26 protein-coding genes and 1 pseudogene are annotated in these 21,516 nt (G+C 59.7%); 14 read left to right on the top strand and 13 right to left on the bottom strand.

The window, feature by feature from the left end:
• Window positions 1–40: 40 nt before the first annotated feature.
• Entirely contained in the window at window positions 41–211 is a 171-nt protein-coding gene (locus tag AArcS_RS06820; protein WP_238479732.1) for a hypothetical protein, read from the bottom strand.
• Window positions 212–506: 295 nt separating this feature from the next.
• Here AArcS_RS06820 and AArcS_RS06815 point away from each other — a divergent pair, with 295 nt between their 5' ends.
• The 6 genes from AArcS_RS06815 to AArcS_RS06790 all read left to right on the top strand — a co-directional run bounded on the left by AArcS_RS06815 (window position 507) and on the right by AArcS_RS06790 (window position 5,384).
• Window positions 507–884: a DUF555 domain-containing protein gene (locus AArcS_RS06815; RefSeq protein WP_238479731.1), complete on the top strand. Its 378-nt coding sequence runs from the start codon at window positions 507–509 to the stop codon at window positions 882–884.
• Between the two features lie 37 nt (window positions 885–921).
• A complete protein-coding gene (locus AArcS_RS06810) occupies window positions 922–1,461 on the top strand; it encodes a CBS domain-containing protein (RefSeq protein WP_238479730.1) in 540 nt (179 codons plus the stop codon).
• Between the two features lie 37 nt (window positions 1,462–1,498).
• Window positions 1,499–2,083, top strand: a complete 585-nt coding sequence (locus AArcS_RS06805; RefSeq protein WP_238479729.1) for a DUF502 domain-containing protein — start codon at window positions 1,499–1,501, stop codon at window positions 2,081–2,083.
• 1,210 nt (window positions 2,084–3,293) lie between these two features.
• Window positions 3,294–3,725 (top strand): DUF5805 domain-containing protein, encoded by a 432-nt coding sequence (locus tag AArcS_RS06800; protein WP_238479728.1) that lies wholly within the window; start codon window positions 3,294–3,296, stop codon window positions 3,723–3,725.
• Window positions 3,722–4,768, top strand: coding sequence for a tyrosine-type recombinase/integrase (locus tag AArcS_RS06795; protein WP_238479727.1), 1,047 nt, complete (start codon window positions 3,722–3,724; stop codon window positions 4,766–4,768). The genes AArcS_RS06800 and AArcS_RS06795 overlap by 4 nt, the downstream gene beginning before the upstream one ends.
• A 298-nt stretch (window positions 4,769–5,066) precedes the next feature.
• Complete coding sequence (locus tag AArcS_RS06790) at window positions 5,067–5,384, top strand: 2-oxo acid dehydrogenase subunit E2 (protein ID WP_259372682.1); 318 nt, start codon at window positions 5,067–5,069, stop codon at window positions 5,382–5,384.
• Window positions 5,385–5,432: 48 nt separating this feature from the next.
• Here the strand turns inward: AArcS_RS06790 and AArcS_RS06785 are convergent, their stop codons facing one another.
• Both AArcS_RS06785 and AArcS_RS15930 read right to left on the bottom strand, forming a co-directional pair.
• The gene (locus AArcS_RS06785) at window positions 5,433–5,831 is read right to left on the bottom strand and encodes a universal stress protein (RefSeq protein ID WP_238479725.1); all 399 of its coding nucleotides are present in this window, start codon (window positions 5,829–5,831) and stop codon (window positions 5,433–5,435) included.
• 104 nt (window positions 5,832–5,935) lie between these two features.
• A pseudogene (locus tag AArcS_RS15930) lies at window positions 5,936–6,286 on the bottom strand (universal stress protein); the annotation flags it as partial.
• Between the two features lie 228 nt (window positions 6,287–6,514).
• Here AArcS_RS15930 and AArcS_RS06780 point away from each other — a divergent pair.
• Complete coding sequence (locus AArcS_RS06780) at window positions 6,515–7,993, top strand: AMP phosphorylase (protein ID WP_238479724.1); 1,479 nt, start codon at window positions 6,515–6,517, stop codon at window positions 7,991–7,993.
• 21 nt (window positions 7,994–8,014) lie between these two features.
• Here AArcS_RS06780 and AArcS_RS06775 read toward each other — a convergent pair whose 3' ends face one another.
• Window positions 8,015–8,440: a universal stress protein gene (locus AArcS_RS06775; RefSeq protein ID WP_238479723.1), complete on the bottom strand. Its 426-nt coding sequence runs from the start codon at window positions 8,438–8,440 to the stop codon at window positions 8,015–8,017.
• A gap of 209 nt (window positions 8,441–8,649) precedes the next feature.
• Here AArcS_RS06775 and AArcS_RS06770 point away from each other — a divergent pair, with 209 nt between their 5' ends.
• Complete coding sequence (locus tag AArcS_RS06770; protein WP_238479722.1) at window positions 8,650–9,516, top strand: universal stress protein; 867 nt, start codon at window positions 8,650–8,652, stop codon at window positions 9,514–9,516.
• A gap of 166 nt (window positions 9,517–9,682) precedes the next feature.
• Here the strand turns inward: AArcS_RS06770 and AArcS_RS06765 are convergent, their stop codons facing one another.
• On the bottom strand, window positions 9,683–10,900 hold the full coding sequence (locus AArcS_RS06765; RefSeq protein ID WP_238479721.1) for a sugar ABC transporter substrate-binding protein: 1,218 nt from the start codon (window positions 10,898–10,900) through the stop codon (window positions 9,683–9,685).
• 168 nt (window positions 10,901–11,068) lie between these two features.
• On the opposite strand from AArcS_RS06765, the gene AArcS_RS06760 reads away from it, so the two are divergent.
• Window positions 11,069–11,287 carry a helix-turn-helix domain-containing protein gene (locus tag AArcS_RS06760; protein WP_238479720.1) on the top strand — a complete coding sequence of 73 codons (219 nt, stop codon included), beginning with the start codon at window positions 11,069–11,071 and terminating at the stop codon, window positions 11,285–11,287.
• Between the two features lie 16 nt (window positions 11,288–11,303).
• Here the strand turns inward: AArcS_RS06760 and idsA3 are convergent, their stop codons facing one another.
• The 4 genes from idsA3 to AArcS_RS06740 all read right to left on the bottom strand — a co-directional run bounded on the left by idsA3 (window position 11,304) and on the right by AArcS_RS06740 (window position 15,177).
• Entirely contained in the window at window positions 11,304–12,356 is a 1,053-nt protein-coding gene (idsA3, locus tag AArcS_RS06755) for a geranylfarnesyl diphosphate synthase (RefSeq protein WP_238479719.1), read from the bottom strand.
• Window position 12,357: 1 nt separating this feature from the next.
• The gene (locus tag AArcS_RS06750; RefSeq protein ID WP_238479718.1) at window positions 12,358–13,710 is read right to left on the bottom strand and encodes a ribonuclease J; all 1,353 of its coding nucleotides are present in this window, start codon (window positions 13,708–13,710) and stop codon (window positions 12,358–12,360) included.
• Window positions 13,711–13,933: 223 nt separating this feature from the next.
• Complete coding sequence (locus tag AArcS_RS06745; RefSeq protein WP_238479717.1) at window positions 13,934–14,575, bottom strand: DUF2238 domain-containing protein; 642 nt, start codon at window positions 14,573–14,575, stop codon at window positions 13,934–13,936.
• A complete protein-coding gene (locus AArcS_RS06740; protein ID WP_238479716.1) occupies window positions 14,572–15,177 on the bottom strand; it encodes a hypothetical protein in 606 nt (201 codons plus the stop codon). The genes AArcS_RS06745 and AArcS_RS06740 overlap by 4 nt, the downstream gene beginning before the upstream one ends.
• 90 nt (window positions 15,178–15,267) lie before the next feature.
• On the opposite strand from AArcS_RS06740, the gene AArcS_RS06735 reads away from it, so the two are divergent.
• Window positions 15,268–15,870: a metal-dependent hydrolase gene (locus tag AArcS_RS06735; RefSeq protein WP_238479715.1), complete on the top strand. Its 603-nt coding sequence runs from the start codon at window positions 15,268–15,270 to the stop codon at window positions 15,868–15,870.
• 62 nt (window positions 15,871–15,932) lie between these two features.
• Entirely contained in the window at window positions 15,933–16,487 is a 555-nt protein-coding gene (locus tag AArcS_RS06730) for a sugar O-acetyltransferase (protein WP_238479714.1), read from the top strand.
• Between the two features lie 17 nt (window positions 16,488–16,504).
• Here the strand turns inward: AArcS_RS06730 and AArcS_RS06725 are convergent, their stop codons facing one another.
• Both AArcS_RS06725 and mvk read right to left on the bottom strand, forming a co-directional pair.
• Window positions 16,505–17,245 carry an isopentenyl phosphate kinase gene (locus tag AArcS_RS06725; RefSeq protein WP_238479713.1) on the bottom strand — a complete coding sequence of 247 codons (741 nt, stop codon included), beginning with the start codon at window positions 17,243–17,245 and terminating at the stop codon, window positions 16,505–16,507.
• Window positions 17,242–18,231, bottom strand: a complete 990-nt coding sequence (gene mvk / locus AArcS_RS06720; protein WP_238479712.1) for a mevalonate kinase — start codon at window positions 18,229–18,231, stop codon at window positions 17,242–17,244. The genes AArcS_RS06725 and mvk overlap by 4 nt, the downstream gene beginning before the upstream one ends.
• Window positions 18,232–18,335: 104 nt before the next feature.
• On the opposite strand from mvk, the gene AArcS_RS06715 reads away from it, so the two are divergent.
• On the top strand, window positions 18,336–18,530 hold the full coding sequence (locus AArcS_RS06715) for a DUF7557 family protein (RefSeq protein ID WP_238479711.1): 195 nt from the start codon (window positions 18,336–18,338) through the stop codon (window positions 18,528–18,530).
• The gene (locus AArcS_RS06710; protein WP_238479710.1) at window positions 18,523–18,816 is read left to right on the top strand and encodes a type II toxin-antitoxin system RelE family toxin; all 294 of its coding nucleotides are present in this window, start codon (window positions 18,523–18,525) and stop codon (window positions 18,814–18,816) included. The genes AArcS_RS06715 and AArcS_RS06710 overlap by 8 nt, the downstream gene beginning before the upstream one ends.
• Window positions 18,817–18,826: 10 nt before the next feature.
• On the opposite strand, the gene AArcS_RS06705 is transcribed toward AArcS_RS06710, so the two are convergent.
• The gene (locus AArcS_RS06705; protein WP_238479709.1) at window positions 18,827–19,795 is read right to left on the bottom strand and encodes a zinc metalloprotease; all 969 of its coding nucleotides are present in this window, start codon (window positions 19,793–19,795) and stop codon (window positions 18,827–18,829) included.
• A 287-nt stretch (window positions 19,796–20,082) separates the two neighbouring features.
• On the opposite strand from AArcS_RS06705, the gene AArcS_RS06700 reads away from it, so the two are divergent.
• A complete protein-coding gene (locus AArcS_RS06700; protein ID WP_238479708.1) occupies window positions 20,083–20,685 on the top strand; it encodes a J domain-containing protein in 603 nt (200 codons plus the stop codon).
• A gap of 2 nt (window positions 20,686–20,687) precedes the next feature.
• Here the strand turns inward: AArcS_RS06700 and AArcS_RS06695 are convergent, their stop codons facing one another.
• Window positions 20,688–21,467 (bottom strand): DUF7839 domain-containing protein, encoded by a 780-nt coding sequence (locus AArcS_RS06695; protein WP_238479707.1) that lies wholly within the window; start codon window positions 21,465–21,467, stop codon window positions 20,688–20,690.
• Between the last annotated feature and the right edge of the window lie 49 nt (window positions 21,468–21,516).

Below are 21,516 nucleotides of genomic sequence, written 5' to 3'. Positions count from 1 at the left end.
ACTCAGGAAATCGAAATCGTCTGATACAATGAGCCCGGTTCTATGCGGTTGCCTCGTAGGTCCGCTCGACGCGCTCGATAATACGGTGTAGCGGTGGCGCACGACCGACGGTGCGCTGGAGCGTTACCGCGACCGGCATCAGGACGATACCGAGCACGATGGTGAACTGGTACAGGGCAAACAGTGCGGCTTTGGAAACCCGTTCGATCATCTGTCTTCGATCGGTGCTCGGCGAGGGGTGTATAAAAGAATAACTAATGATTTCTTATATCATCCGGAATAATGAGGGATCGAAATGGGCCGCGTCTTGCGATTCAACCGCGCTTGCGCGGGGATACAATTTAGTAGAATACCTGACGCTCTTTCGGTACGTGCCGGCTCGCCAATCCTGTGGCCTCTCATAACTTATGCGGATTATACAAATCTCGTGCGCATCGACCAGCGGACTCTGGACCACGCAAGGACGAACCGCAAAGATGGATAACCTCCAGCCGGAACGTGCAGGTATGAGCAACTATCTCGTTGTGATGGAGGCCGCATGGTTGGTTCGTGACGTTAACTCGATCGATGACGCAATCGGCGTCGCGGTTAGCGAAGCCGGAAAGCGTCTGAATCAGCAGGATATGGACTACGTCGAGGTCGACGTCGGTGCGACGGGCTGTCCGGCCTGCGGAGAGCCGTTCGACTCGGCCTTTATTGCGGCCGATACTGCCCTGGTGGGTCTGGTACTGGAAATGGAGGTGTTCAATGCTGACAGTGAAGAACACGCCCAGCGGATCGCAAAGAGCGAGGTCGGCGGCACCCTCCGTGACGTTCCGCTATCCGTCGTCGAGACGATCGAATACGAGGATGAAGGCGAGCTGGAAGACGGATCTGAACCCTGACCCAAACTTTATTCTATAACCGGAAGTAATTATAGGTATGGATCTTCCGACGCCTGCGGATCTGCGCGAACGCCGAAACGAACTGGAGCTGACCCAGAGCGAACTCGCGGATCGGGCCGATGTTTCTCAGCCCTTGATTGCACGGATTGAGGGTGGCGACGTCGATCCGCGGCTCTCGACGCTTCGACGGATCGTTAGCGCGCTCGCCGAAGCCGAAACGGGAATCGTTCGAGCCGAAGATCTGATGCACAGCGATGTGATCAACGTCGCCCCCGACGACGAACTGAGCGACGCTGTCAGGAAGATGGAAGAGGAAGCATACTCTCAGCTTCCGGTGCTACAGGACGGTGTTCCCGTGGGGAGCATCAGCCAGGGGGATCTGGTTCACGCCGAGGAGGGAGACCGAAGCGAACCAGTGCGAGAGTTCATGAGCGAAAGCTTTCCGACAGTCTCGGAGGATACGACCCTCGACGAGGTAACCAGCCTGCTCGAACACTACAAGGCCGTTATGGTCACTGATAGCGGTGAAACGGTTGGGATCCTCACTGAAGCGGACATCGCAGGCCGATTATCGTAACGGGAACGCATATGAGGGTGTGTAGCTACGGGTACGTATGGACTGGGTAAAACGGGACCTCGGCAGCGGATTCGTGGTGCTCGTGCCCATTCTGGTGTCCCTGTACGCGTTGCGGTGGTTCTATCTCCTTATCGCCGGTCTCCCGCTGTTCAACGACATCGATCCGTCGCCGGTCGGCGTCGCACTGAGCATTCTACTCGTTGGTGTTGTCGTTTTCAGTGTCGGTTATTTCATGCGGACGGCCATCGGCGAACTCGTCTCGGACGTGCTGGACTGGGTGATGAACCGCGTTCCGGGCTTTCGGATCGTCTACAATGCCTCCCAGATGGCGGTCGAAACCGCCGTCTACGACTCGACGGAACTCAACCAGCCTGTGAAGGTGAACCTCTGGGGGGATCTACGAATGACTGCATTCAAAACTGGGAAACAAACGAGAGACGGGAAACACCTCCTCTTCGTTCCTACGTCACCCAACGTTACCAGCGGCTTCGTTATCGAACTCGACGATGAGAAGTTCGTCGAAGTCGACGAAAGCGTTGAGGACGCACTGATCCGCGTGCTCAGCGCCGGGTTCGGCGAGCAGAACGGACGAACGAGTTCACGACAGCCGTCCGACGACTAGTACGGGTTTGCGCTTCGTGGTAGTTCACTAACACACAGCCCAGTATTCATATATCAATATACCATTTACGCGTTCCAAATCGGACTGTACTCCGCGATAAAATGTTCCGCTAGTTCGCCAATCCCCTGACGAAGAGCACTGCTCTCACGGAACCAGCTCGTGTTGAGAGCTCATCGAATAACGAGAGGACCGCCACGAGCTGAGTCCGCCGGCCGGTTCGATGGAAGGCTCGATTCAGCCGTGGAGCCAAACTGTCGAGAGGACACGATACCTGTCTCTGACTGGGAGCTAACCCACCAGCACGTGTAGATCGGACGGGTTCGTCCCGTGTACAAAACGACAGCAGGACTCCAGTATGACAGTGATTTCAGAGGAGCCAGACGTTTTTCACGGCAGGTGAGACGCTGTTGCGTCGTAATCAGAACATGCCGAATGACAAAGTGGGAAGCAGGATATGAGAGATATCGTCAACAGCATGAAGCGGGCGTAGTATGTCCCATAGTACACCCGCCCAGTCAAGTCCGTCTACGACGACTGGCCGGAGATATCATACTCTTGCGATCGTCCTGAGGTAGTGTACACGAACTGAGGTATATCCGGCTAGAAGACCGCCGCTTGATTGATGGCCTGGCCACGAGATCCCCTGATGTGAGGAGTCCCACTCTTGGTGCAGCAAGGGTATCAAATCGGACTCAGTGTGACATCGAGTGCTCATCCGTCCGGAGCAGCTGTCGTCTCGATGGCGACCGATCTGTGTAACTGCTATATGTATTCCGGGAACACTCAGTCTTTTCTCGGTCAGGTTGTCAATCGCTACGGGTCCATATGGCCTATTTCGTGAACAGCCCTTCCAAGGGTTAGACTCACTCGTCGGGAACTCAGTTCGAGCACGGGGAAATACTGCACATAAAACAATAGATAGGTGTCACTTCAGGCCGGGATTAGTAGTTCTCCCGACACAAAATTCCTCCGCTGGCTATGGGCCCTATGCCCCAGGTTGAATACGGCCATCCTGTAATAACCACGATCTGTGAATTTAGTCATTTAACCGTTGCCCCCATAATTTTGAAGTGCTACATTGCCATATATGATGGCATCTACTGAGGATATGGAGTGAAAATCGTCGATAATACGGAACTATATTCGCAGATAAGGTATGTTATCCGCAAGTATAGGAACATTAATGCAGGAGGGATCCATTGGCCCGCTCATGAGCAGCGAGGACGCAGTCGACACGTCCCGAACGTCCGTCAAGACGTACGTCCCGGCGTATCAAAAAACGCAGTGGAAAGCACACGCCGACGAGCTCGGCATGAGCCAGAGCGAGTTCGTCCGCATGATGGTGCAGGCCGGTCGGCGAGGATTTGGTGCGAGTCCGGAGGAACTCCAGGAACCCCCGAACGCGGAGCCCGGAACGACCGAACAGACCGATTCAGCCGCACAGCAGCCAGCGCAGACAGGAGCGCTCGGCGATCGAGTACTGACATTGCTCGAACGCGAGGGCACGCTCTCGTGGGACGACCTGGTTGAGGCGCTCACCGACGACATCGAGGAGCGCCTGGACGACACGATGGCCGAGCTACAGGACGAGAGTAAGGTTCGGTACAGCGGTCGCCACGGCGGGTATACACTCTCAGAATGAGCCGGAGCACCACAGCCGAGAGCGTCGACGATCCGATCGCGTACTTCGTGCAAGACGTCGGGTATCACGGCAAGACAGAACGGACACAGGCGGCCTACGAGCGCGTTCTGCGGCAGTTCGAGGCGTTTCTGTCCGAGGGCACAGCACGAGACCAGACCGGCGTCAGCATCCCCGAGGCGACCCACAGAGACTGTATGGAGTGGGTCCACTCCCTGCGGGCGGACCACGCAGGCAGCACCGTTGCGACGTACGCGTCCTATCTCCACCGATTTTACGGGTACATGACACAGGTCGGCGTTCTCGATGCCAACCCGATGACCCTCGTCGTCGACCAGATCGAGGAGTCGATCGACACGGATCCGGCACGACGGGAGATCTCGCTCGAAGAGATGCAGGAGTTCGTCCAGGGGATCACACATCCACTGGATCGGGCAATCGTCGTGACGCTTTTGAAGACCGGGCTTCGTGTCGGCGAGCTCTGCAATCTCGACGTCCGGGACGTGAATATTGCGACCGATGGGCTTGACGCCGAAATGGATGTCAGGCCACAGCTCTCTGGGCAGCTGAACACACTATACGTCTCCCCGGATCCCTCACGCGGTGAACGAACCAACGGCGAGGAGCGCACAGCCTCGAACAAGCGAAAGCGCCAGACAGTGGTCCCAGTGGACGAGGAACTGGAGTCCGTGCTCGTCGAATGGCTGGCGATTCGGCCGGACCCGGTCTCGGATGCCGATCCGCTGTTCGTGAGCACAGGCGATTCGTGGGGGCATCGCCTGACGACGGATATGGCCCACACGATCGTCACCGAGCACGCCGAAGCGCGGGGCTGGTATCGATCAGGAGGTGGTGCCGCCGAGAACGTCACCCCTCACTACTTCCGTCACTTCTTCACGACGCATCTCCGGAGCGAGACGGGTGATCGGGGGATCGTTAAGTATCTCCGTGGGGACGTTGCGGAGGACGTGATCGACACGTACACCCACAACTGGGGCGACCGGGTACGAGAGACATACGAGGAAAGCATCTATCAGCTGTTGTGAGCGATGGGGTGGCCTGTCTATTGAGGAGTCCTCAAGAGACTGACTGGTCACTATTTTCAGTCTACTACCGATCTATGCGTCGCTTGGGAGCCAAGTAAAGTGTATATTGCTATATGGAAATAGAAACGCCATAACCCGTGAGTATCGATATCCTCACTCCTACCGACGGGAACTGGTCGAGATTACCAGTATCGAGGACGGCAGAGTTCACATTCAGAGACACCAATGGCTGGATTGACCCGGAGTGATCACCGATGAAGGATGCTCCCGATAGACCTGCACCCGGTACCGTCGCCGGCTGACCGAGCGCGTCCAGCGTGGTGACTGCGACATGAGCGACCTCCGTGGCGGCACGGTCACGGTTACGAATCTCGGCGTGCTCGGCGTCGACTCCTTCACCCCGGTTATCAACCCGCCCGAAGTGGCGATACTTGGCGTCGGGCGCATCCGAGAACGCGCCCGACCTGCAGAGGACGGAGTCGAGTTTCGCCGACAGCTCACGCTCGATTTGAGCTTCGATCACCGGGTCGTCGATGGGGCGGACGCAGCACGCTTCCTGGAGAGCCTCGCCGAATACGTCGAAAACGCGACCCAGCACGCCGCGGACGGTGAGTGACCAACTGCAGGTATGATCTCCGACGACCATGCTGACCGTCGGTATTGACTAGTTGACGGTCAGGACAGGAATGGACGACCGCCGGACGATGCGGGCCGTCGTACTGCCGAGCAAACGACCGGAGCCGACTGACCGACCGCGCGTGCCCATCGCCAGGAGGTCCGAGTCGACCATCGAGGCGTACGAGAACAGCTCCTCGGCGGGCACGCCACGGCGAACCGTCGTCGCGACATCGAGTCCCCCCTCGCGAGCCATCGTTGCGACCTCCTCGACGGCAGCGTTTCCGCCCGTTTTGAGCAGGCCGACGATACTGCGAGGAGCATCCCCCAGATCGTACGCTGTAGGATCGACGACGTAGACGACGCGGATGTCAGCGCCGTACCTCTCGGCGACATCGAGTGCAGTCCTTGCGGCGCGTTCTGCAGCATCACTGCCGTCGGCCGGCACGACGATCCGTTCGTACGAATCGTCCCCAACGGATCGGCTATCTGTGGAACCGACAGGACCGGAATGTCCGCGCGCATGAGCACTCGTTCGGTGGTGCTACCCATCCGGACCCTGTCGGCACCGGTTCGTCCGTGAGTCCCCATCACGACGATGTCGATATCGTGTTCGTCGACATACGCGAGGATCGTCGCATCGGGAACGCCTTCCCGTACTGCCCGGGCAGCTTCCAGTCCTGCTTCTTCGACGTCTTCTGCGATGCGAATGGTTGCTTCACGTCCACGCTGTTCTGACGCTTCGTGAAGTGTTGCGTACTCCTCGTCCTCGAGTCCAGATGGATCCTCCCCCGTCTCGACGACGTAGAGCGCGTGGACGTCTGCTCCGAACGCACCAGCCAGATCCGTCGCGTGTCCGACCGCCGTTGCGGCAGCGTCGCTCCCGTCGGTCGGTACGAGCATCTGATTGAACATGTATCACGATTCGAAAGCCACGATTATCAAGGGCTACCGTCAACTGCTCCGGGGTCAGGTGGTTCGAGACACGGAGTGTTGCGTCATCATGGAAATCATAGATTTCCGTCCGACCCCGAAGCCTGTCAGCATCGACATAGCCTGACACTCACGTTATCAAAGCCGCCTGAAGCCACGCCCCAGTCGGTTAAGATCACATCAAGAGTGGTATAAAATATGCAACTCAAGGCTACCACGATCGACATCGGAACGAGTCGCCCGATCGTGTTGCTGAACGTAGACGACGCGGACGAACTCGGTGCGCACCCACTCGATCGCGTCCGAATCGACCACGCCCAGGAGACGACGACAGGAATTGTCAAGCGAACGGAACGGCTAGTCGAACAGGGGACGATCGGCCTCACCGAACCGCTCCACCGGATTCGGGGAACGGTCACAGTGACGGTCGCGGGACGCCCCCACTCGGTGGAGTACGTACGAAAGAAGCTGGACGATATCGAACTCGCCGCGAACGAACTCGAGACGATCGTTCACGATATTCACGAAAAACGTCTTTCGGACATCGAACTCGGCGCGTTCGTTTCTGCTGTCTATGCGAATGGACTTTCGATTGAAGAAACCGAGAACCTGACTCAGTCGATGAGCAACGTCGGCGAGACGCTTCGGTGGGAACCGCCGGTCGTCCCGGACAAACACTCAATTGGCGGAGTGGCCGGGAACTGTGTCACGCCGATTATCGTCGCGATCATCGCCGAAGCCGGGCTGACGATACCCAAGACTTCTTCACGTGCGGTGACCTCCCCAGCAGGGACGGCAGACGTCATGGAAGTCTTCTGTGAGGTGGAGTTCACGACTGACGAGATCAAATCAATCGTCACTGAGACCAACGGCTGTCTGGTCTGGGGCGGCGGTGTGGCACTCTCGCCCGTCGACGATGAGATTATCCGTGCGGAAAACCCGCTGTCGATCGACCCGGCTGGCCTGCTCATCGCGTCCGTTCTCTCGAAGAAGCGTAGTGTCGGCTCGACTCACGTGGTGATCGATATTCCCTACGGTGAGGGAGCGAAAGTACAGAGTCTCGTCGGAGCACGAGAGCTCGCGGACAATATCAAACGCGTCGGCTCGCACCTCGACATGGACGTCACCTGTGCAATTACTCACGGATCTGATCCGATCGGTCGTGGCATCGGTCCGGTGCTTGAAGCCAGAGACGTGCTTGCCGTGCTCGAAGGTAACGGCCCGGAATCGCTCCGACTGAAGTCCATTCGGCTCGCTGAAATGCTGCTCGATCACTGTGGTGTCGACGCATCGCCGACCGATATTCTCGACTCCGGTGGCGCACTGAATCGGTTCCGACGCATACTCGTCGCTCAGAACGGGGATCCGGAGATTAGTGCCGACGATCTGGTGCCTGGGGATGAGTCGATGACTCGGCGGTCGGACCGAGATGGGATTGTGACGGGGGTCGACAACCGACAGCTCTGTGAGCTAGCACGCCGGGCAGGAGCCCCGCTCGACAGTCGCGCTGGACTGGTGGTCCATCAGTCGGCCGGCGACAGGGTGGTGGAGGGGGACTCACTGTACACACTCTACGCTGAACAACCGGCCAAGCTCGTGGAGGCGGAATCGCTGGGGGAGCGTCTCGAACCGGTTCGTGTGCGGGGCAAGGCGGATGCTCTCGTCGAGCGCAGATAAATAGATCAGCCCCGGGCTGGGCTATCGAACAACCACTACGGGGACTGACGACCGATGGACGACTGTCTCGGCGACGCTACCGAGCAGTATACGGGAGAATCCTTCTCGACCGTGGCTTCCGATCACGACCGTCTCAATATCCTCGCGTTCCGCCCGGTCGACGATGACATCTTCGGGCTGGCCCCTTGCGATCTCCGTTTCGACATCACTGCCGTGCTCGGACGCCGTCTCGGCGGCTTCGGAGACCAGTTCGGCTCCACGTTGTCGAGCCTTTTCATATCCTGGTGGGTCACTATCGTCGTCTTTGAACGCCATCCAGTACCCTTCTGGTTCGGGCACGACGTAGAGCACATGTAGCTCGGATTCCGGAAACGTTTCGAGGGTATACTGGAGGGCGTCCTTCGCTGGGTCGGAGCCATCGTACGGTAGCAGTATCCGGTCGTTCATAGCTGGTATTTCATGCGGAACCCCAATAATAATATAGGGTGGTCTGGGAGGTCGGCGAATCCGTGGCGGAATTCCTCGTCGAGAGAGCTCATCTGACAGAGTATGGCCGGAACACCACCACCAGTTATTATGTATCAACAGACCAGCACGTATGACTTTGAGTTGCTGGGTAGTAGTAGTACAGTGGAAGACCTAACGAGTTCATAGAGATGATCGAACATGTGCTTACCCCGATCGACGGTTCGGACGAGGCGTTTGCTGCACTGTCGTATAGCTGCAGCATGTTCCCCGACGCAAACCACGTGACGTTTCACGTAATAAACCCCACGATGAAACGGTACGAGGGCCACGGATACGACGCGGGCTGGCTCACAACGGCAAAGCGCGAAGCCGAGGAGTACCACGAGACCGCACGAGAGATAGCCCAGCAGAACGACGTGACGGTAACGGACTCGGTAACGGAACAGGGCGACCCTGCCCGAGAAATCGTCAACTACAGCGCAGAACAGGGGATCGAGCATATCGTGATGGGGAGTGTTGGACGTTCGAGCCTCGGGAACCTGGTCGTTGGTAGCGTTGCGAAGACGGTGACTCGACGCACACCCACGCCCGTCACTGTCGTGCGGAATATCGAAACTTCAGAAGTAGACCCCCCTCACGATACCCTCGTCGCTATCGATGGTTCAGAGCAGGCCTATCAGGCGCTCGAGTACACCCTGAAAGAGCTTCCCTCCGCAACGGTCTCTGTCCTGTACGTCGTTGAGCCATCACTGCAGCTACCGATTTCTGATACCGAAGCGGGAGCATCCGGGGGAACCGCTGAGCGCGGGGAAAACGATGCGGACGTAATCCTCGAAACGGCACAGCGACGGGCCGACGAACACGACAGGACCATCGAGACCGCATCCAGACGTGGAAAGCCGTCACGGATGATTCTCGAACACGTTGCGGAACACGATTTCGATCACCTCGTTGTCGGCCATTCCGGGCAATCGGGATGGCACAATATACTTCTGGGGAGTGTCGCCGAAACACTGGTTTTCCGATCCCCTGTCCCGGTAACCGTCGTCCGGTAGTGTCCAACGTCTCGGAGTAGTGCCCCGACGGCGTTCGAAAGTCAACGATTTCGTGGTGAAATGTGGGTGCCCGTCTCGCGAAATCTCACGAAACCGACACAGGCAACGGCTCGTCTCGTCCAAATATACTGTATGTTGTTATATAGAAACTGTTGGCGGCTACCGACTACTCCCAGTCTTCTCGAATCACCTCTGCTGCCGCCGTGAGACGCTCGGCAATACCGTCGCCGTTCTCGAGGATATCGACGATGGCGTCGTCAAGCGGCCCCCAGACCGCGTCCATCTCCCGGTGTGCTGGCTGCAGGGTCGCCTGCGTGAACGTCTGGTAGAACCCCTCGATGTCATCGGTCAGTGCCTCGGTATCGACATCGGTAACGACAGGCACACGCGAGTGTTCCGTGGCCATCCTGTCTGCGATTTCGTCGCTTGTACAGTACCACTCCGCGAAGTCGAGCGCGGTATCGCGGCGATCGTCCCCTTCGTCGTCGGTCATTGCGGTCGTGAAATACCAGATGGAGATGCCCGCGTACGGTGAGAGTTCGCCACCGTCGATCTCCGGCAGTGATGTGACACCGAGCTCAACCGCTGCGTCGTGCAGGCCATCCACTGCCCACGGTCCGTTGATGTGAAACAGCGCATCACCGCTGGCAAAGGCATCCGTCTGGGTGTCATAATCCAGTCCTGGCGGCTGTAACTCGGAGAGCTCTTCCCGGTACAGTTCCATTCCCTCGTGAAACTCGTCGTCCTCGATCCCGAGCTCCGGGATGCCGTCCTCGTCGAGGCGAGAGACGAATCCGCCAAAGGCAAGTAAATACGCACTGATGAAGTACGCTCGTCCCGGACAGGTGAAGCCGTACTGCTCGTCGTCAGGTGCGTGAAACTCCTCTGCCTGAGCCACCAGTTCGTCGAGCGTCTCGGGCGGGCTGTCGAGATACTCTCGGTTGTACAGCAGCGTCGGTACCTCGGCCGATCGCGGCAGGCCAATCGTCTCCTCGCCATCAGGAGTCCGAACCGCCTGTGCAGCGAGTTCGGTAAACGTTTCCTCGACATCCAGGTCGAGATACCCGGTTGCGTCGAACAGAAACCCCCGATCGTGGTGGTTGCCGACGCGGTCGTGCGTCCACGTGTACAGCTCGGGAGGACTCCCGCCGTCGACCGCCGTCGAAAGCTGGCTCTCCAGAGCGGAGAACTCCTGAACGCTAATCTGGGACCCCGTCTCGGCTTCGTACGCATCGACGCCTGTCTCCAGCGCGGCTGCAAGGGGATCGGGGAGTTCGTGCCAGATGCTTGCGTCACCGGGGGCATCCCCACCGTTCAGACACCCCGACAGCGAGCTTGCGGCGACGATTCCGCCCGCACTCTTGAGCACCGTTCGTCGATCCATTACCTGCGTTTGAGCGAGAACGGACATAGGGGCTGCGGTACGTATTCTCCCGTTTCGACTGAGACCGATACAGTAGTACCTGACGTACGACACTTATAAGTATACACTATATTTCAGCAGTCCTGGTACCCCTTGTCTAACAAAGCGGATCGGCGGTGTTCGTAACCTATGTCACAGGTCGGTCACCACGCGCCCCTGCCGGAAGGGATCACGTCACCCCGCGCGAAACTGGTCTATCTTCATATCGCTGTCTCCGGCGGCGCGTCAGTTCAGGAGCTCGAACAGACCCTCCGTATGTCGAAGCTTGCACTGTTCGGCGTACTCGATTCCCTGGAGAGTGCCGGATTCATCTCGCAGGTCGACCACCGATACACCTGCAAAACGTGAGCCGCCCAGAGCGCGATCAGTACCCGCGTTCGATCAGGTAGTCCGCGAGCTCCTCTAGCAGATCACGTGACTCGTTATCGGGGAGAACTTCGAGTCGCTCTTTCCCCGAATCGACGAATTCGGCAGCCATATCACGCGCGTAGTCGATACTGCCAGCCGCTTCGAGCGCCGCAACTGCCTCGTCGATCTCTTCTTCGGTAACCGCATCTACCGAGTCTGTCTCGATCAGAGATTCGATATCGACACCGTGCTCTCTGGCGTGCAGCGTAAGGAGCGTCTGTTTGTTCTCGACGAGATCGCTTCCGCGCTGCTTGCCAAGTGTCTCGCTCGGGACAGTCAGATCGAGGACGTCATCCTGAATCTGGAATCCTCGTCCGATATCGAGCCCGTATCCATACAGTGCCTCGACAGTCTCCTCGTCCGATCCCATCAGGATTGCCGGAAGGCACGCGGCGGCTCCGTACAGTACCGCTGTCTTCTGCTCGACCATGTCGAGGTACTCCTCGGGCAGGACGTCGTTGCGGGTCTCAAAGGCCACATCATGTGCCTGACCCTCACAGATGTGAGTGCACGTCGAGGCGAGAACATCGAGTGCCTCGACCATCTGATCGGACGGCGCATTCGTCTCAATCATAATCTCGAAGGCCTTCGAGTAGAGGGTATCGCCCGCGAGAATCGCAGTCTCTAGATCGTACTCGCGGTGGACTGCCGGGACGCCACGCCGCAGGTCGTCGTCATCCATAATGTCGTCATGGATCAGGGTAAACGACTGAATCACCTCAACGCTAATCGCCGCCGATAGCATGTCGATCTCATCGTCGTGTTCGAGTGTCGGAAAGGATCGGTACTCGATATCGGAGGAGTCGGTGTCCGCAAGCGACTCTGCGACAAGTAACGATACCGTCGGTCGAAGCCGCTTTCCGCCAGCGTCGAGGAGATACCGCGAGGCCTCGTAGAGCCGTTCTGGCTCGACGATGGGGAGTTCTTCCGGAATCGCGTCGTTGACAAGTTCGCGGCGCTGGCGAACTGCCTCCAACACGCGATCGTTTCGGGCCTCGGTCCCTGTCATGTTAGTCGACGATCTGGATGCGGTTGCCGTTCCGGGTCACGTGGAGGTCGCGGCCCATCGTGTAGCCCTGGTTGGACGCGAGATCGACGTAGCCCGAGAACCCTTTCATGTTCTGATGAGCCGGGATGACGTGCTGGGGCTGGAGTGCGTCCAGCATCTCGTAGTGGCCTTCCTGACAGAGGTGACCGGAGACGTGGATGTCGTCGTAGATCCGGGCACCCTGCATGCCGAGCAGTTTCTCGGCCTGGTAGCGCTGGCCCTCGTTGGTCGGCTCCGGAATCACACGGGCCGAGAAGACGACCTTGTCGCCGTCCTGGATATCGTAGGGCGTCTCACCGCGGGCCATCCGGGTAAGCATCGCGCGGGGCTCGCCCTGGTGGCCGGTGACGACTGGCAGGAAGTTCTCCTTGCCCTCGTTCATAATCCGCTTGAACGTGCGGTCGACCGATTTTCGGTGGCCGAACATCCCCAGATCGTCAGGGAAGTCGACGAAGTCGAGCCGTTCCGCAGTACCGGAGTACTTCTCCATCGATCGACCGAGGAGGACGGGCTGGCGGCCAATATCCTTGGCGAACTCGACGAGGCTCGTGACGCGGGAGATGTGACTGGAGAACGTCGTCGCGACGATACCGCCGTCGTAGTCCTCCATGCTATAGAGCGCGTCTTTGAGGTGACGTCGGGCGACGGACTCGCTGGGCGTGCGACCCTTCTTGTTCGCGTTCGTACAGTCCTCGATGTAACAGAGGACTCCGTTCCCTTCGCGACCGATTTCACGGAACCTCTTCATGTCGATCGGATCGCCGATGACCGGGTCGTGGTCCATACGCTTGTCCAGTCCGTAGACGACCGATCCCTCCGGGGTGTGAAGCACCGGATTGATCGCGTCGATGATCGAGTGGGTGACGTTGACGAACTCCAGATCGACCTTACCGCTGTCGCCGATCCGCATCGTCTCGCCCGCTTCCATCTTTACCAGATCGTTGTCGACGCCGAATTTCTGTTCGCCCTCGATTTGCTGTTTGACGAGCTCGATCGTAAACGGCGACGCGACGATCGGTGCGTCGTACCGGTGAGCGAGCTTGCTGATCGCACCGATGTGGTCGAGGTGACCGTGGGTCGGGACGATTGCCTGTACGTCGCCCTCGAGCTGGCTCATGATCCGATCGTCCGGAATCGCTCCCATGTCGATCAGATCGAGACTGTGCATCCGTTCTGTTTCGACGTTGTCGTGGATCAGAACCTGCGAGAGGTTCAGTCCCATGTCGAAGATAACGATATCGTCACCTGCACGGACAGCAGTCATCTGCCGTCCGACTTCCTCGTAGCCGCCGATTGTTGCAATTTCGATTTCCATAGTTGGTCCGAGCATTCAAAGCCACATGCGTGGCGCGTCCGCTCACTGAAACGTCCGCGGAGAACGGGAACGAGACCCCGGCGTCTTACAGCACGTCGGCCGCGCACCCGCCTGCAGGATCCGGCTGGACCCCACTACCCGCGGGTCGTGATAGTCGGTCCTACGAGTCCCTATACTAAAAAGGCGCGGCTTGCCGGTCACTGAAATAGGGGGGTCTTTGCGGCTACTGCTCGACCGCTTCCTGAAGCCGTTCTTTGAGCTGCTCTGCTACTCCCAGAAGATGGGCCTGTCCCCAGAGCGCAACGATGAGTGCCCCAGCGGTATTGAACATCAGGTCGACGACAGTATCGTCGAGTCCGTGCTGGGAGAGCGGCATCGTGATGCCCGTCTGCGCGGCGAAGACGTCCAGGCCGAACTCGAATAGCTCCCAGAGGACGCCAAAGGCGATCACGAAGATGAGAATATAGAAGAAGTAGAACCGTTTCGGGAGCTCGATCTGATCGCTGTGCAGGTCGAGCGCGCGAACCGTGACGTAGCCGATACCAGCCACGAGCGACGCCGAGAGGGCGTGAGTCAGGTGATCCCACCAGTGGAAGTGGCCGTACAGCCCGGCCGATCCGAGCGTGTGGAAGAACACGGCAGCGGTAACCCACAGCGCCAGCCACGGATCGAGCGGCAGTTTGTAGTTCCGTTCGAGCACCGCAGGCAAGAAGGTAATTGCAAGCGCAAGGCCGCCGTTAACGATCGCTTTCGGGTTGCCGTCGACGAGGCCAAAGAGGACGATTCCGACCAGAATCAGCTGCATCGCCCGCGAGAATCGTCGTTGCTGACGTGGCGGGACGGCACGCCGGACGCGGTCGATCATCGACGCATCACCCGACCAAATCGTTGTCGCAGTCGGCGTGAACGTGGCCGGAAGTACAGGTTGAACAGGACGCCTGCGGCGACTCCAGCCAGCGTGACCCAGATCCATTCGATCATGAGTGCCTCGTTAGTCGTGAGAAACTCGGTACCGAGATAGACGTCCATGTTGTACCGCAGGATCGTCCACAGCCCGGCCGCGGCAAGCGTCGACATGACGGTGAGGACGACCGCGAACCAGTCAGTGATTCGCATCCACGTGAGCAGGTGGAGTTCGACGGTGACGATCAGCGCAAGGGCCGCGATCGAGAGGTACGTTGCGAAGGTGTTCGAGAGCGCGGAGAGTTCGAGTGCCCGCACCACGATCGGGAGCGTCGCGAGCAGGAGCAGTTCCCAGGGGAGCATAATCTGGGGCGAACGATGAACCACCGGCGGGACGAGCACGATACCCGCCGTTGCAGCCGTAAAGACGATCCACTGCAGGTCGAAATCCACCACGCTTTCGAGCAAGACGATAGCCAGAACCCCGACGAACAGCCAGCCGATCGTCGCGTTCAGGCGGTTGTTGTTAAACAGACTTTCGAGGATATCTTGCTGCTGATCCATTGGAAGCGTCTGAAGAGCCATTCATCATAAACACTGTGGCTCCAGTATCTACAGAATACTTATACTTCTGAGGATCGTTCAGTGAGAACAATGATGCTGACAACCCACGTACTGGCTGGCCTCGCGCTTGCGCTTCCGGTCGTGGTATTCGTCCCGGAACTCGCTCCCGCAGCAGTCGTTGCTGGCGGAGTCGGTGGCGCATTCCCGGATTTCGATATGTATTTCGGTCATCGCAGAACGTTCCACTTCCCGGTGTACTACACAGCGCTGGCCGTACCAGCTGTCGGTGTCGCGGTCACGGTTCCACAGCTACTGACGATCACGGTCGCGGTCGGTCTCGCTGCTGCGGCGCTGCACTGCCTGATGGACATCTTCGGAGGCGGCCTCGAACTCCGTCCGTGGGAAGGACGCTCGGAGCGGGCAGTGTACGACCACTACCACGGCCGCTGGATCGCCCCTCGTCGGCTGATCCGGTACGACGGTTCCCCCGAAGACCTCCTGCTCGCTGGCGGATTTGCAGTGCCGACCGTCCTGCTCCTCGACGGCCCAGTCGTTGTACTCGTCGCGGTGCTTCTTGGGATCTCGTTCGTCTACGTCGTTCTTCGACGGTGGCTCGCAGACCTCGCACCGACGGTGTTCTCGAAGGTCCCCGAGCCGATCGAGGAGTACGTCCCCGATCGGTATCTGGAATGAACAGATGACGGCCCCAGTGCAAGACGGGAACACCTATTCCGCTGGCAACGCGAACCTCAGCCATGCCGAGCGAACGCGAAAAGATGGTGTCGGGCGAGATGTATGATCCCGAGGATGCCGATCTCAGAGACGCACATAGACGTGCCCGACGACTCGCAGATGAGTACAACCGGGCGATCATCGACGACGAGGATCGGGCCCTGGAGCTACTGACCGAGCTATTCGGTTCGACCGGCGAGAATCCCTATATCGAGCCCGATCTCCGATGCGATTACGGTTTCAACATCCACGTCGGCGACGAGTTCTTTGCGAACGCCAACTGCGTCTTTCTGGACGTCTGTCCGATCGAGTTCGGAGACGACTGTATGCTCGGCCCGGCAGTCCAGGTCTACACGGCCACGCATCCGGTCGACGCCGAGGAGCGCACAGCTGGGCTCGAATACGGCAAGCCCGTGACGGTCGGCGACAGGGCATGGATCGGCGGCAACGCCGTGCTCAATCCCGGCGTGACGATCGGCGACGGCGTGGTAATCGGCTCCGGTGCTGTCGTGACCGAGGACGTGCCCGATGACGTGATGGTGGCAGGAAATCCGGCAGAGATCGTCAAAGAGCTCTGAGCAGTCGACAGCTCAGATCAGTCGATCGTCGTTCCGACCGGTTCACCAGCGAGGAACGGGCCGACAGAACCCAGATCGAAGATCGAGGCCTCGACGTCGAGATCGAGCAGCGCCCGCACTTTGCCAGCCATTCCGCCGGTCACGTCCGTCGCGTCGCTCGCACCGAGCACGTTTGCGACGTCCTCGTACGCATCGATCCGCGGAATGACGTCATCGTTTTCATCCAGCACACCTGGGACGGCAGAACAGAGTCCAACCCGGTCGGCATCGACACCCTGTGCCAGTTCGACCACCAGTTCGTCGCCGCTGACGACGGTAACGCCCTCGCCAGCGTGCGCGATCACGTCGCCGTGGAGTACGGGCACGAACCCCTCGCCGAGCAGCGTTCGGACCTGCTGGACGGGCAAGGTCAACTCACCGCCCGTATCGCGGCTCGCGGCCGAAAGCGGATGGACGGGGACTGCGGGGACGTCGTGCTCACGAAGCCGTCGCAGGACGAACGTGTTGAGTGTCTTCATCGCGCCGTGGATTGCCAGTACGCCCTCGGTGTCGTGAGTTCCCTCAGTGGTCGAGACGCCGTACGCCGCGGCGTTCGGGTGGCCGAAGCTTCCGCCGCCGTGGACGACAACCAGCCCATCGACATCGTTGACGGCATCGCCGATCGCCGCTGCTGCAGCGTCCAGTGACTCGCCGTCGACCGTCTCTTTGCGGTCCTTTTCGGTGACGACGCTTCCGCCGAGCTTCAGAACGACCGTCATTGTTCCTCCAGACGGACGCCCTCACGATCGAGCCCGGCCCGGAACGTCTCCTCACAGCCCGGCGTGAACCGTAGTGCCGTCTCGGTCTCCTCGCTGTCGTCGAGTGCGACGATACAGCCCCCGCCGCCCGCACCGGTGAGTTTCGCGCCGTAGGCCCCCGCATCGCGGGCGGCCCACACCATGTTGTCGAGTGATCTGGAGGAGACGCCGAGTGCTTCGAGCAGCCCGTGGTTGAAATCCATCAGTTCGCCGAGGCGCTCGACGTCTTCGTCGGCCAGCGAGCGCTCGCCCTCGCGTACGATATCGCCGATCGCCGCGACCGTATCCGCGGCGAAGCCGTAGGTCTCCCGGAGTTCGCGGACGCCCGCGACGAGCTCGCCGGTGTCGCCCGCGCCGCCGTCGAAGCCGACGACGATCGGCAGGTCCGGCGCATCAATGGCTCGGCAGTCCTCGCCCTCGACGCGGACCGCACCGCCCACCGCGGAGCAGAACGTGTCCGCACGTGAGGCCTGCCCCTCCTGTACCTCGTACTCGGCCTGAAAGGCCCGGTCGGCGACCTCGGCCGGCTCCAGGGGGACGCCGAGTTCGCGCGTCGCCGCGTCGATCCCGGCGACCGTTACTGCGGCAGACGAGCCGAGTCCGGCACCCAGCGGGATGTCGCTCTCGATGGTGATATCGAAGCCAGCGTCCGGAGCGTCCGCGGCGTCTCTGGCCTGTCGCACGGCCGCGTCGACGTAGCCCATCGCCGCCTGAATCAGCGACTCGGAGACGTCGATATCTGGCGCCGTATCAGTCGCACCGCTGTACTCGACGGTAAAGCCGTCCAGGCTCAGATCGTCGGCGTGGACGCGGAGATGGCTGTCCTCGCGCTGTTCGACCGTCACCCGCGCTCGGCGCTCGATCGCACACGGTACTGCGGGTTCGCCGTACACAACGGCGTGTTCCCCGAACAGGTAGATCTTCCCGGGGGCGCTCGAAGTCGTCATGGCTCTCCCTGCGTGTGCCGGTATTACAATGGTTGCGGAACAACCTGTGGCCAACGGATGGTCGTCAGTGTTAATACTGTAAGGATGTTACGTCCTAACAGCCAATGTCCGCCGACAAACGTATTCCGGTCACCGAGGAAACCCGGAAAGAACTACACGAGCTGAAAGAACCGGGGCAGACGTACGATGACCTGCTCCAGGAACTCGCGCAGGCACGCCGTCGTGAAGACCTTGAGCGTCGGTTCCGGGAACTCGAAGGGCAAGACGGCGACGAACTAACCGCGCTCGAAGATGTCTGAGTACGACGTGTTACTCGGCGAGGATGCGAGCGAGTTCCTCTCGGTAGCTGATGACAAGACCACCAGAGTCTGCAAAGAGAAGCTCGGCTATCTCGCCGACAATCCCTACCCTGGGCGAGGTCGCGGAGACAAAGAGAAGCTTCCGATCGACGGTCGCCGTGATCGGTTTCGAATGCACATTTCGCGGACGTACACGGCGATTTACACTGTAATCGAGGACGATGGTGAAGTCCGCGTTCTCGAAATCCTACCGATCGACGACGCGCACAAACGGTACGGGTTCTGAAAGTCCCTGTTCACTGCAGTCCAAGCGCTTCGGCGAGAGTATACCCGACCTCGACATCGTACTCCCGTGCCGCTTCGACTGCCTCTCTGGCCTCGTTCTGATACTGTTCGGCCTCGATGTGATCACCATCAGCTCGTGCTCTGGCTTCCTGTGCGAACAGTTTCCCTGCCTCTCCGTAGTACCGAGTGAAGTTTTCGGCCTCGGTGAGTAGCTCGACCGCCCCGTCCGCTTCGATCGCCTCGGCGTCGTCGCGCATCTCGGAGAGTTCTGTGTGTGCCCAGTCGTAGTGTTCAGTTGCCTTTTCGAACTGTTCCTGGGCCGCTTCCCACTCCCGATCTGTGCCATATTCTATCCCCTCATTAAATCGACTCGTCCCCTCGTTGATCCGCCCCACCGTCTCACGATACCGCTCGTGGATGTTGACGCGCGTCTCGTAGTCGGGGATACGGTCGGCGGGATCCGAGGACATGATCTCCTGTGGCTCGTCGTCGTGGCCCAGCCCGAGCGTGTGGCCGAACTCGTGTTTGATCGTGACGAGCGTGAGGTCGTCAGAGAACCCGTCCTTGATCTCGACCGTCGCCGTATCGGGGGCACTGTCGGTGATAACTGGCGCACACCCGACTGCCTCCTGATCGTGCCCCTCGACGGAGCACGTCTGGACGTCCTCTACCAGTTCGACCACGATATCGGCGTCCTCGTGATCGTCGAGGTCCGGATCGAATGTGTACTTGATCTCGTAGCCCGCGTACTCCTCGCTGTGATCCTCCCAGTAGGCCATCCCCTGCCGGAGCAGCTCCTCGAACCCCTCCCGGCCGTCCTCGGTCTGATCGTCGAGGGTAACGGTTACCGGTAGGTTGGCCCAGGGGCGATCGGGACCCGTCGCCGCGGAGATGCGCTCGCCAGCCTCTTCCAGTTCAGTGCAGCCAGCGGCCCCGGCACAGACAGCGCCGACGGAGAGTAGTAGTGTTCGGCGGTTCACGGTGGCTACTAGAACTTGGCGAGAGAACAATTGAGTGTTGCGGCCGGAGTGCTCGGTCGAATATCGATGCCGGTACTTTACTATTGAATTCGAAGCAACACACTACGAGTTTCGAAGCTGTTCACTACAATATTCGAAGTTATCCACTTCGTATCCCGAAGTGCAATAATTAGACCGCTGAGGTGTACGAGCTGTCGAATGTATTCGGAGTGCGGTTCAGGGCATCTCAGATCTGGTATCGTTGCCGCGCCCGAGACGTTCATTAGTATCCAACGCTTATTCCGGCCGTGGCCTGGCAGACACTCACCACATTCCCCGACTGGCTCGTCGTTGGCGTCGCCCTTGCGGGGGTGTTTTCGGTAATCGTAGCCGGGATCTTCCTCGCCGGACAGCGCCTGATACCGTCATCTCCAGATCGGCAAAAGCGCCGGACCGACGGGAGCGGCGACGGGATGGCACGCCGCCGCGCCGAGATCAGACATTACTTCGATGCGATCGGAGAGCGCTACGAGGAAGGACGCACGATCGACGATCAACACGTCGATTTTTATCTGCCGACACGGGGGGTTGCGGTGACGTTCGACGCGCACGTGTACTTCCAGCTCCGGTCCAATGACGTCGAAGCGGTGCTGGTCGAGCACGAACTGCCGGGCATTGCGCTCGGGAGCAGGCTCCCCTTCGAGACGCCAACCGTGACGATTGATCGATCCGGGGGTGTCCCAACCGGAGCCTTCACGGAACTGGGGCTATCGACAGACGCGGAGATCAAGGAGATCGAACGGGCGTATCGGGACCGTGTGATCGATGTCCATCCAGACCACGGCGGCGACCGCGAGGAGTTCAGACGATTACAGGAGGCATACGACGCCGCGAAAGAACACGCGCGTTGATATCACAATTCCGACACTTCGTACGCGACTTCCGCATCCCGTAGCGCGTCCGTTACGCGCCCGACGTTGTCGATGGTCGATGCCACGAGAACGTCCAGCCCGCGGCTTGCGGCATCGACCGCAACCTCGCCAGCGGCGAACCGCGTGTCGATATCGACGTCTGCACCGCGCAGTGCGACGACCGCCTCGACGCCCGCAGCGGCAACGATATCGGCGCTCGACGAACGCTCGGCAAGAGCAGGGAAATCGACGGCACGGCTCCCCCCGGACCGGACCGGCGGGATCTGGAGGACGGTTACGTCGCCGGGATCGAGATCGATGATCCCCTCGAAGCCGGTGACACCAACGTCCTCGCCCGCGTCCGCGTCCGTCGTCGCGACGCCGGTGGCTGGCCCCGACTCCCCCGGTGTCGCACGCAATAGTCCGTCTTCGACAGTTAACGTGACGCTTTCACCCTCCTCGATCACAGCCGCGGCAATCGCGGCGTCTTCCTGTACGTTACCGAGGATGTCTTCGGTGACGTGATCAGCAAAGCGGCGCACGTCAGCCGCCTCGGACAGGAGCCAGTCGACGCCCTCCTTCGTGATCCGGTAGCGTGACCTGCCCTCCTTCTCCACGAGGTCGTCATCAACGAGTTCACGAATGTACTCGCTGACCGCCTGACTCGTAACGCCGACGGCGTCGGCGATCTCACCCTGACTTACCGCGGGTTGTCGGTCCGCTATTTCGACGAGGATGCGAAATCGTGTCGCGGACCGTTTGTTTTCGAGGACGTCGGACATATCCACACGGTTACCACGCAGCAGTAAAAAAACACCACGGTGTCGGCGT

It is taken from the genome of Natranaeroarchaeum sulfidigenes (genome assembly GCF_017094485.1).
Lineage (GTDB): Archaea > Halobacteriota > Halobacteria > Halobacteriales > Natronoarchaeaceae > Natranaeroarchaeum > Natranaeroarchaeum sulfidigenes.
Note: the sequence above shows the minus strand (reverse complement) of the source record. Positions and strands in the feature narration are given on the sequence as shown.

Coding starts and splice junctions, on each gene's coding strand:
- AArcS_RS06710 (WP_238479710.1), top strand. CDS start 18,523: ATGTCTGAGTACGACGTGTTACTCGGCGAGGATGCGAGCGAGTTCCTC.
- AArcS_RS06780 (WP_238479724.1), top strand. CDS start 6,515: ATGCAACTCAAGGCTACCACGATCGACATCGGAACGAGTCGCCCGATC.
- AArcS_RS06750 (WP_238479718.1), bottom strand. CDS start 13,710: ATGGAAATCGAAATTGCAACAATCGGCGGCTACGAGGAAGTCGGACGG.
- AArcS_RS06740 (WP_238479716.1), bottom strand. CDS start 15,177: ATGGATCAGCAGCAAGATATCCTCGAAAGTCTGTTTAACAACAACCGC.
- AArcS_RS06730 (WP_238479714.1), top strand. CDS start 15,933: ATGCCGAGCGAACGCGAAAAGATGGTGTCGGGCGAGATGTATGATCCC.
- AArcS_RS06695 (WP_238479707.1), bottom strand. CDS start 21,467: ATGTCCGACGTCCTCGAAAACAAACGGTCCGCGACACGATTTCGCATC.
- AArcS_RS06770 (WP_238479722.1), top strand. CDS start 8,650: ATGATCGAACATGTGCTTACCCCGATCGACGGTTCGGACGAGGCGTTT.
- AArcS_RS06805 (WP_238479729.1), top strand. CDS start 1,499: ATGGACTGGGTAAAACGGGACCTCGGCAGCGGATTCGTGGTGCTCGTG.
- AArcS_RS06820 (WP_238479732.1), bottom strand. CDS start 211: ATGATCGAACGGGTTTCCAAAGCCGCACTGTTTGCCCTGTACCAGTTC.
- AArcS_RS06760 (WP_238479720.1), top strand. CDS start 11,069: ATGTCACAGGTCGGTCACCACGCGCCCCTGCCGGAAGGGATCACGTCA.
- AArcS_RS06815 (WP_238479731.1), top strand. CDS start 507: ATGAGCAACTATCTCGTTGTGATGGAGGCCGCATGGTTGGTTCGTGAC.
- AArcS_RS06745 (WP_238479717.1), bottom strand. CDS start 14,575: ATGATCGACCGCGTCCGGCGTGCCGTCCCGCCACGTCAGCAACGACGA.
- AArcS_RS06795 (WP_238479727.1), top strand. CDS start 3,722: ATGAGCCGGAGCACCACAGCCGAGAGCGTCGACGATCCGATCGCGTAC.
- AArcS_RS06810 (WP_238479730.1), top strand. CDS start 922: ATGGATCTTCCGACGCCTGCGGATCTGCGCGAACGCCGAAACGAACTG.
- mvk (WP_238479712.1), bottom strand. CDS start 18,231: ATGACGACTTCGAGCGCCCCCGGGAAGATCTACCTGTTCGGGGAACAC.
- AArcS_RS06800 (WP_238479728.1), top strand. CDS start 3,294: ATGAGCAGCGAGGACGCAGTCGACACGTCCCGAACGTCCGTCAAGACG.
- AArcS_RS06725 (WP_238479713.1), bottom strand. CDS start 17,245: ATGACGGTCGTTCTGAAGCTCGGCGGAAGCGTCGTCACCGAAAAGGAC.
- idsA3 (WP_238479719.1), bottom strand. CDS start 12,356: ATGACAGGGACCGAGGCCCGAAACGATCGCGTGTTGGAGGCAGTTCGC.
- AArcS_RS06775 (WP_238479723.1), bottom strand. CDS start 8,440: ATGAACGACCGGATACTGCTACCGTACGATGGCTCCGACCCAGCGAAG.
- AArcS_RS06715 (WP_238479711.1), top strand. CDS start 18,336: ATGTCCGCCGACAAACGTATTCCGGTCACCGAGGAAACCCGGAAAGAA.
- AArcS_RS06765 (WP_238479721.1), bottom strand. CDS start 10,900: ATGGATCGACGAACGGTGCTCAAGAGTGCGGGCGGAATCGTCGCCGCA.
- AArcS_RS06735 (WP_238479715.1), top strand. CDS start 15,268: ATGATGCTGACAACCCACGTACTGGCTGGCCTCGCGCTTGCGCTTCCG.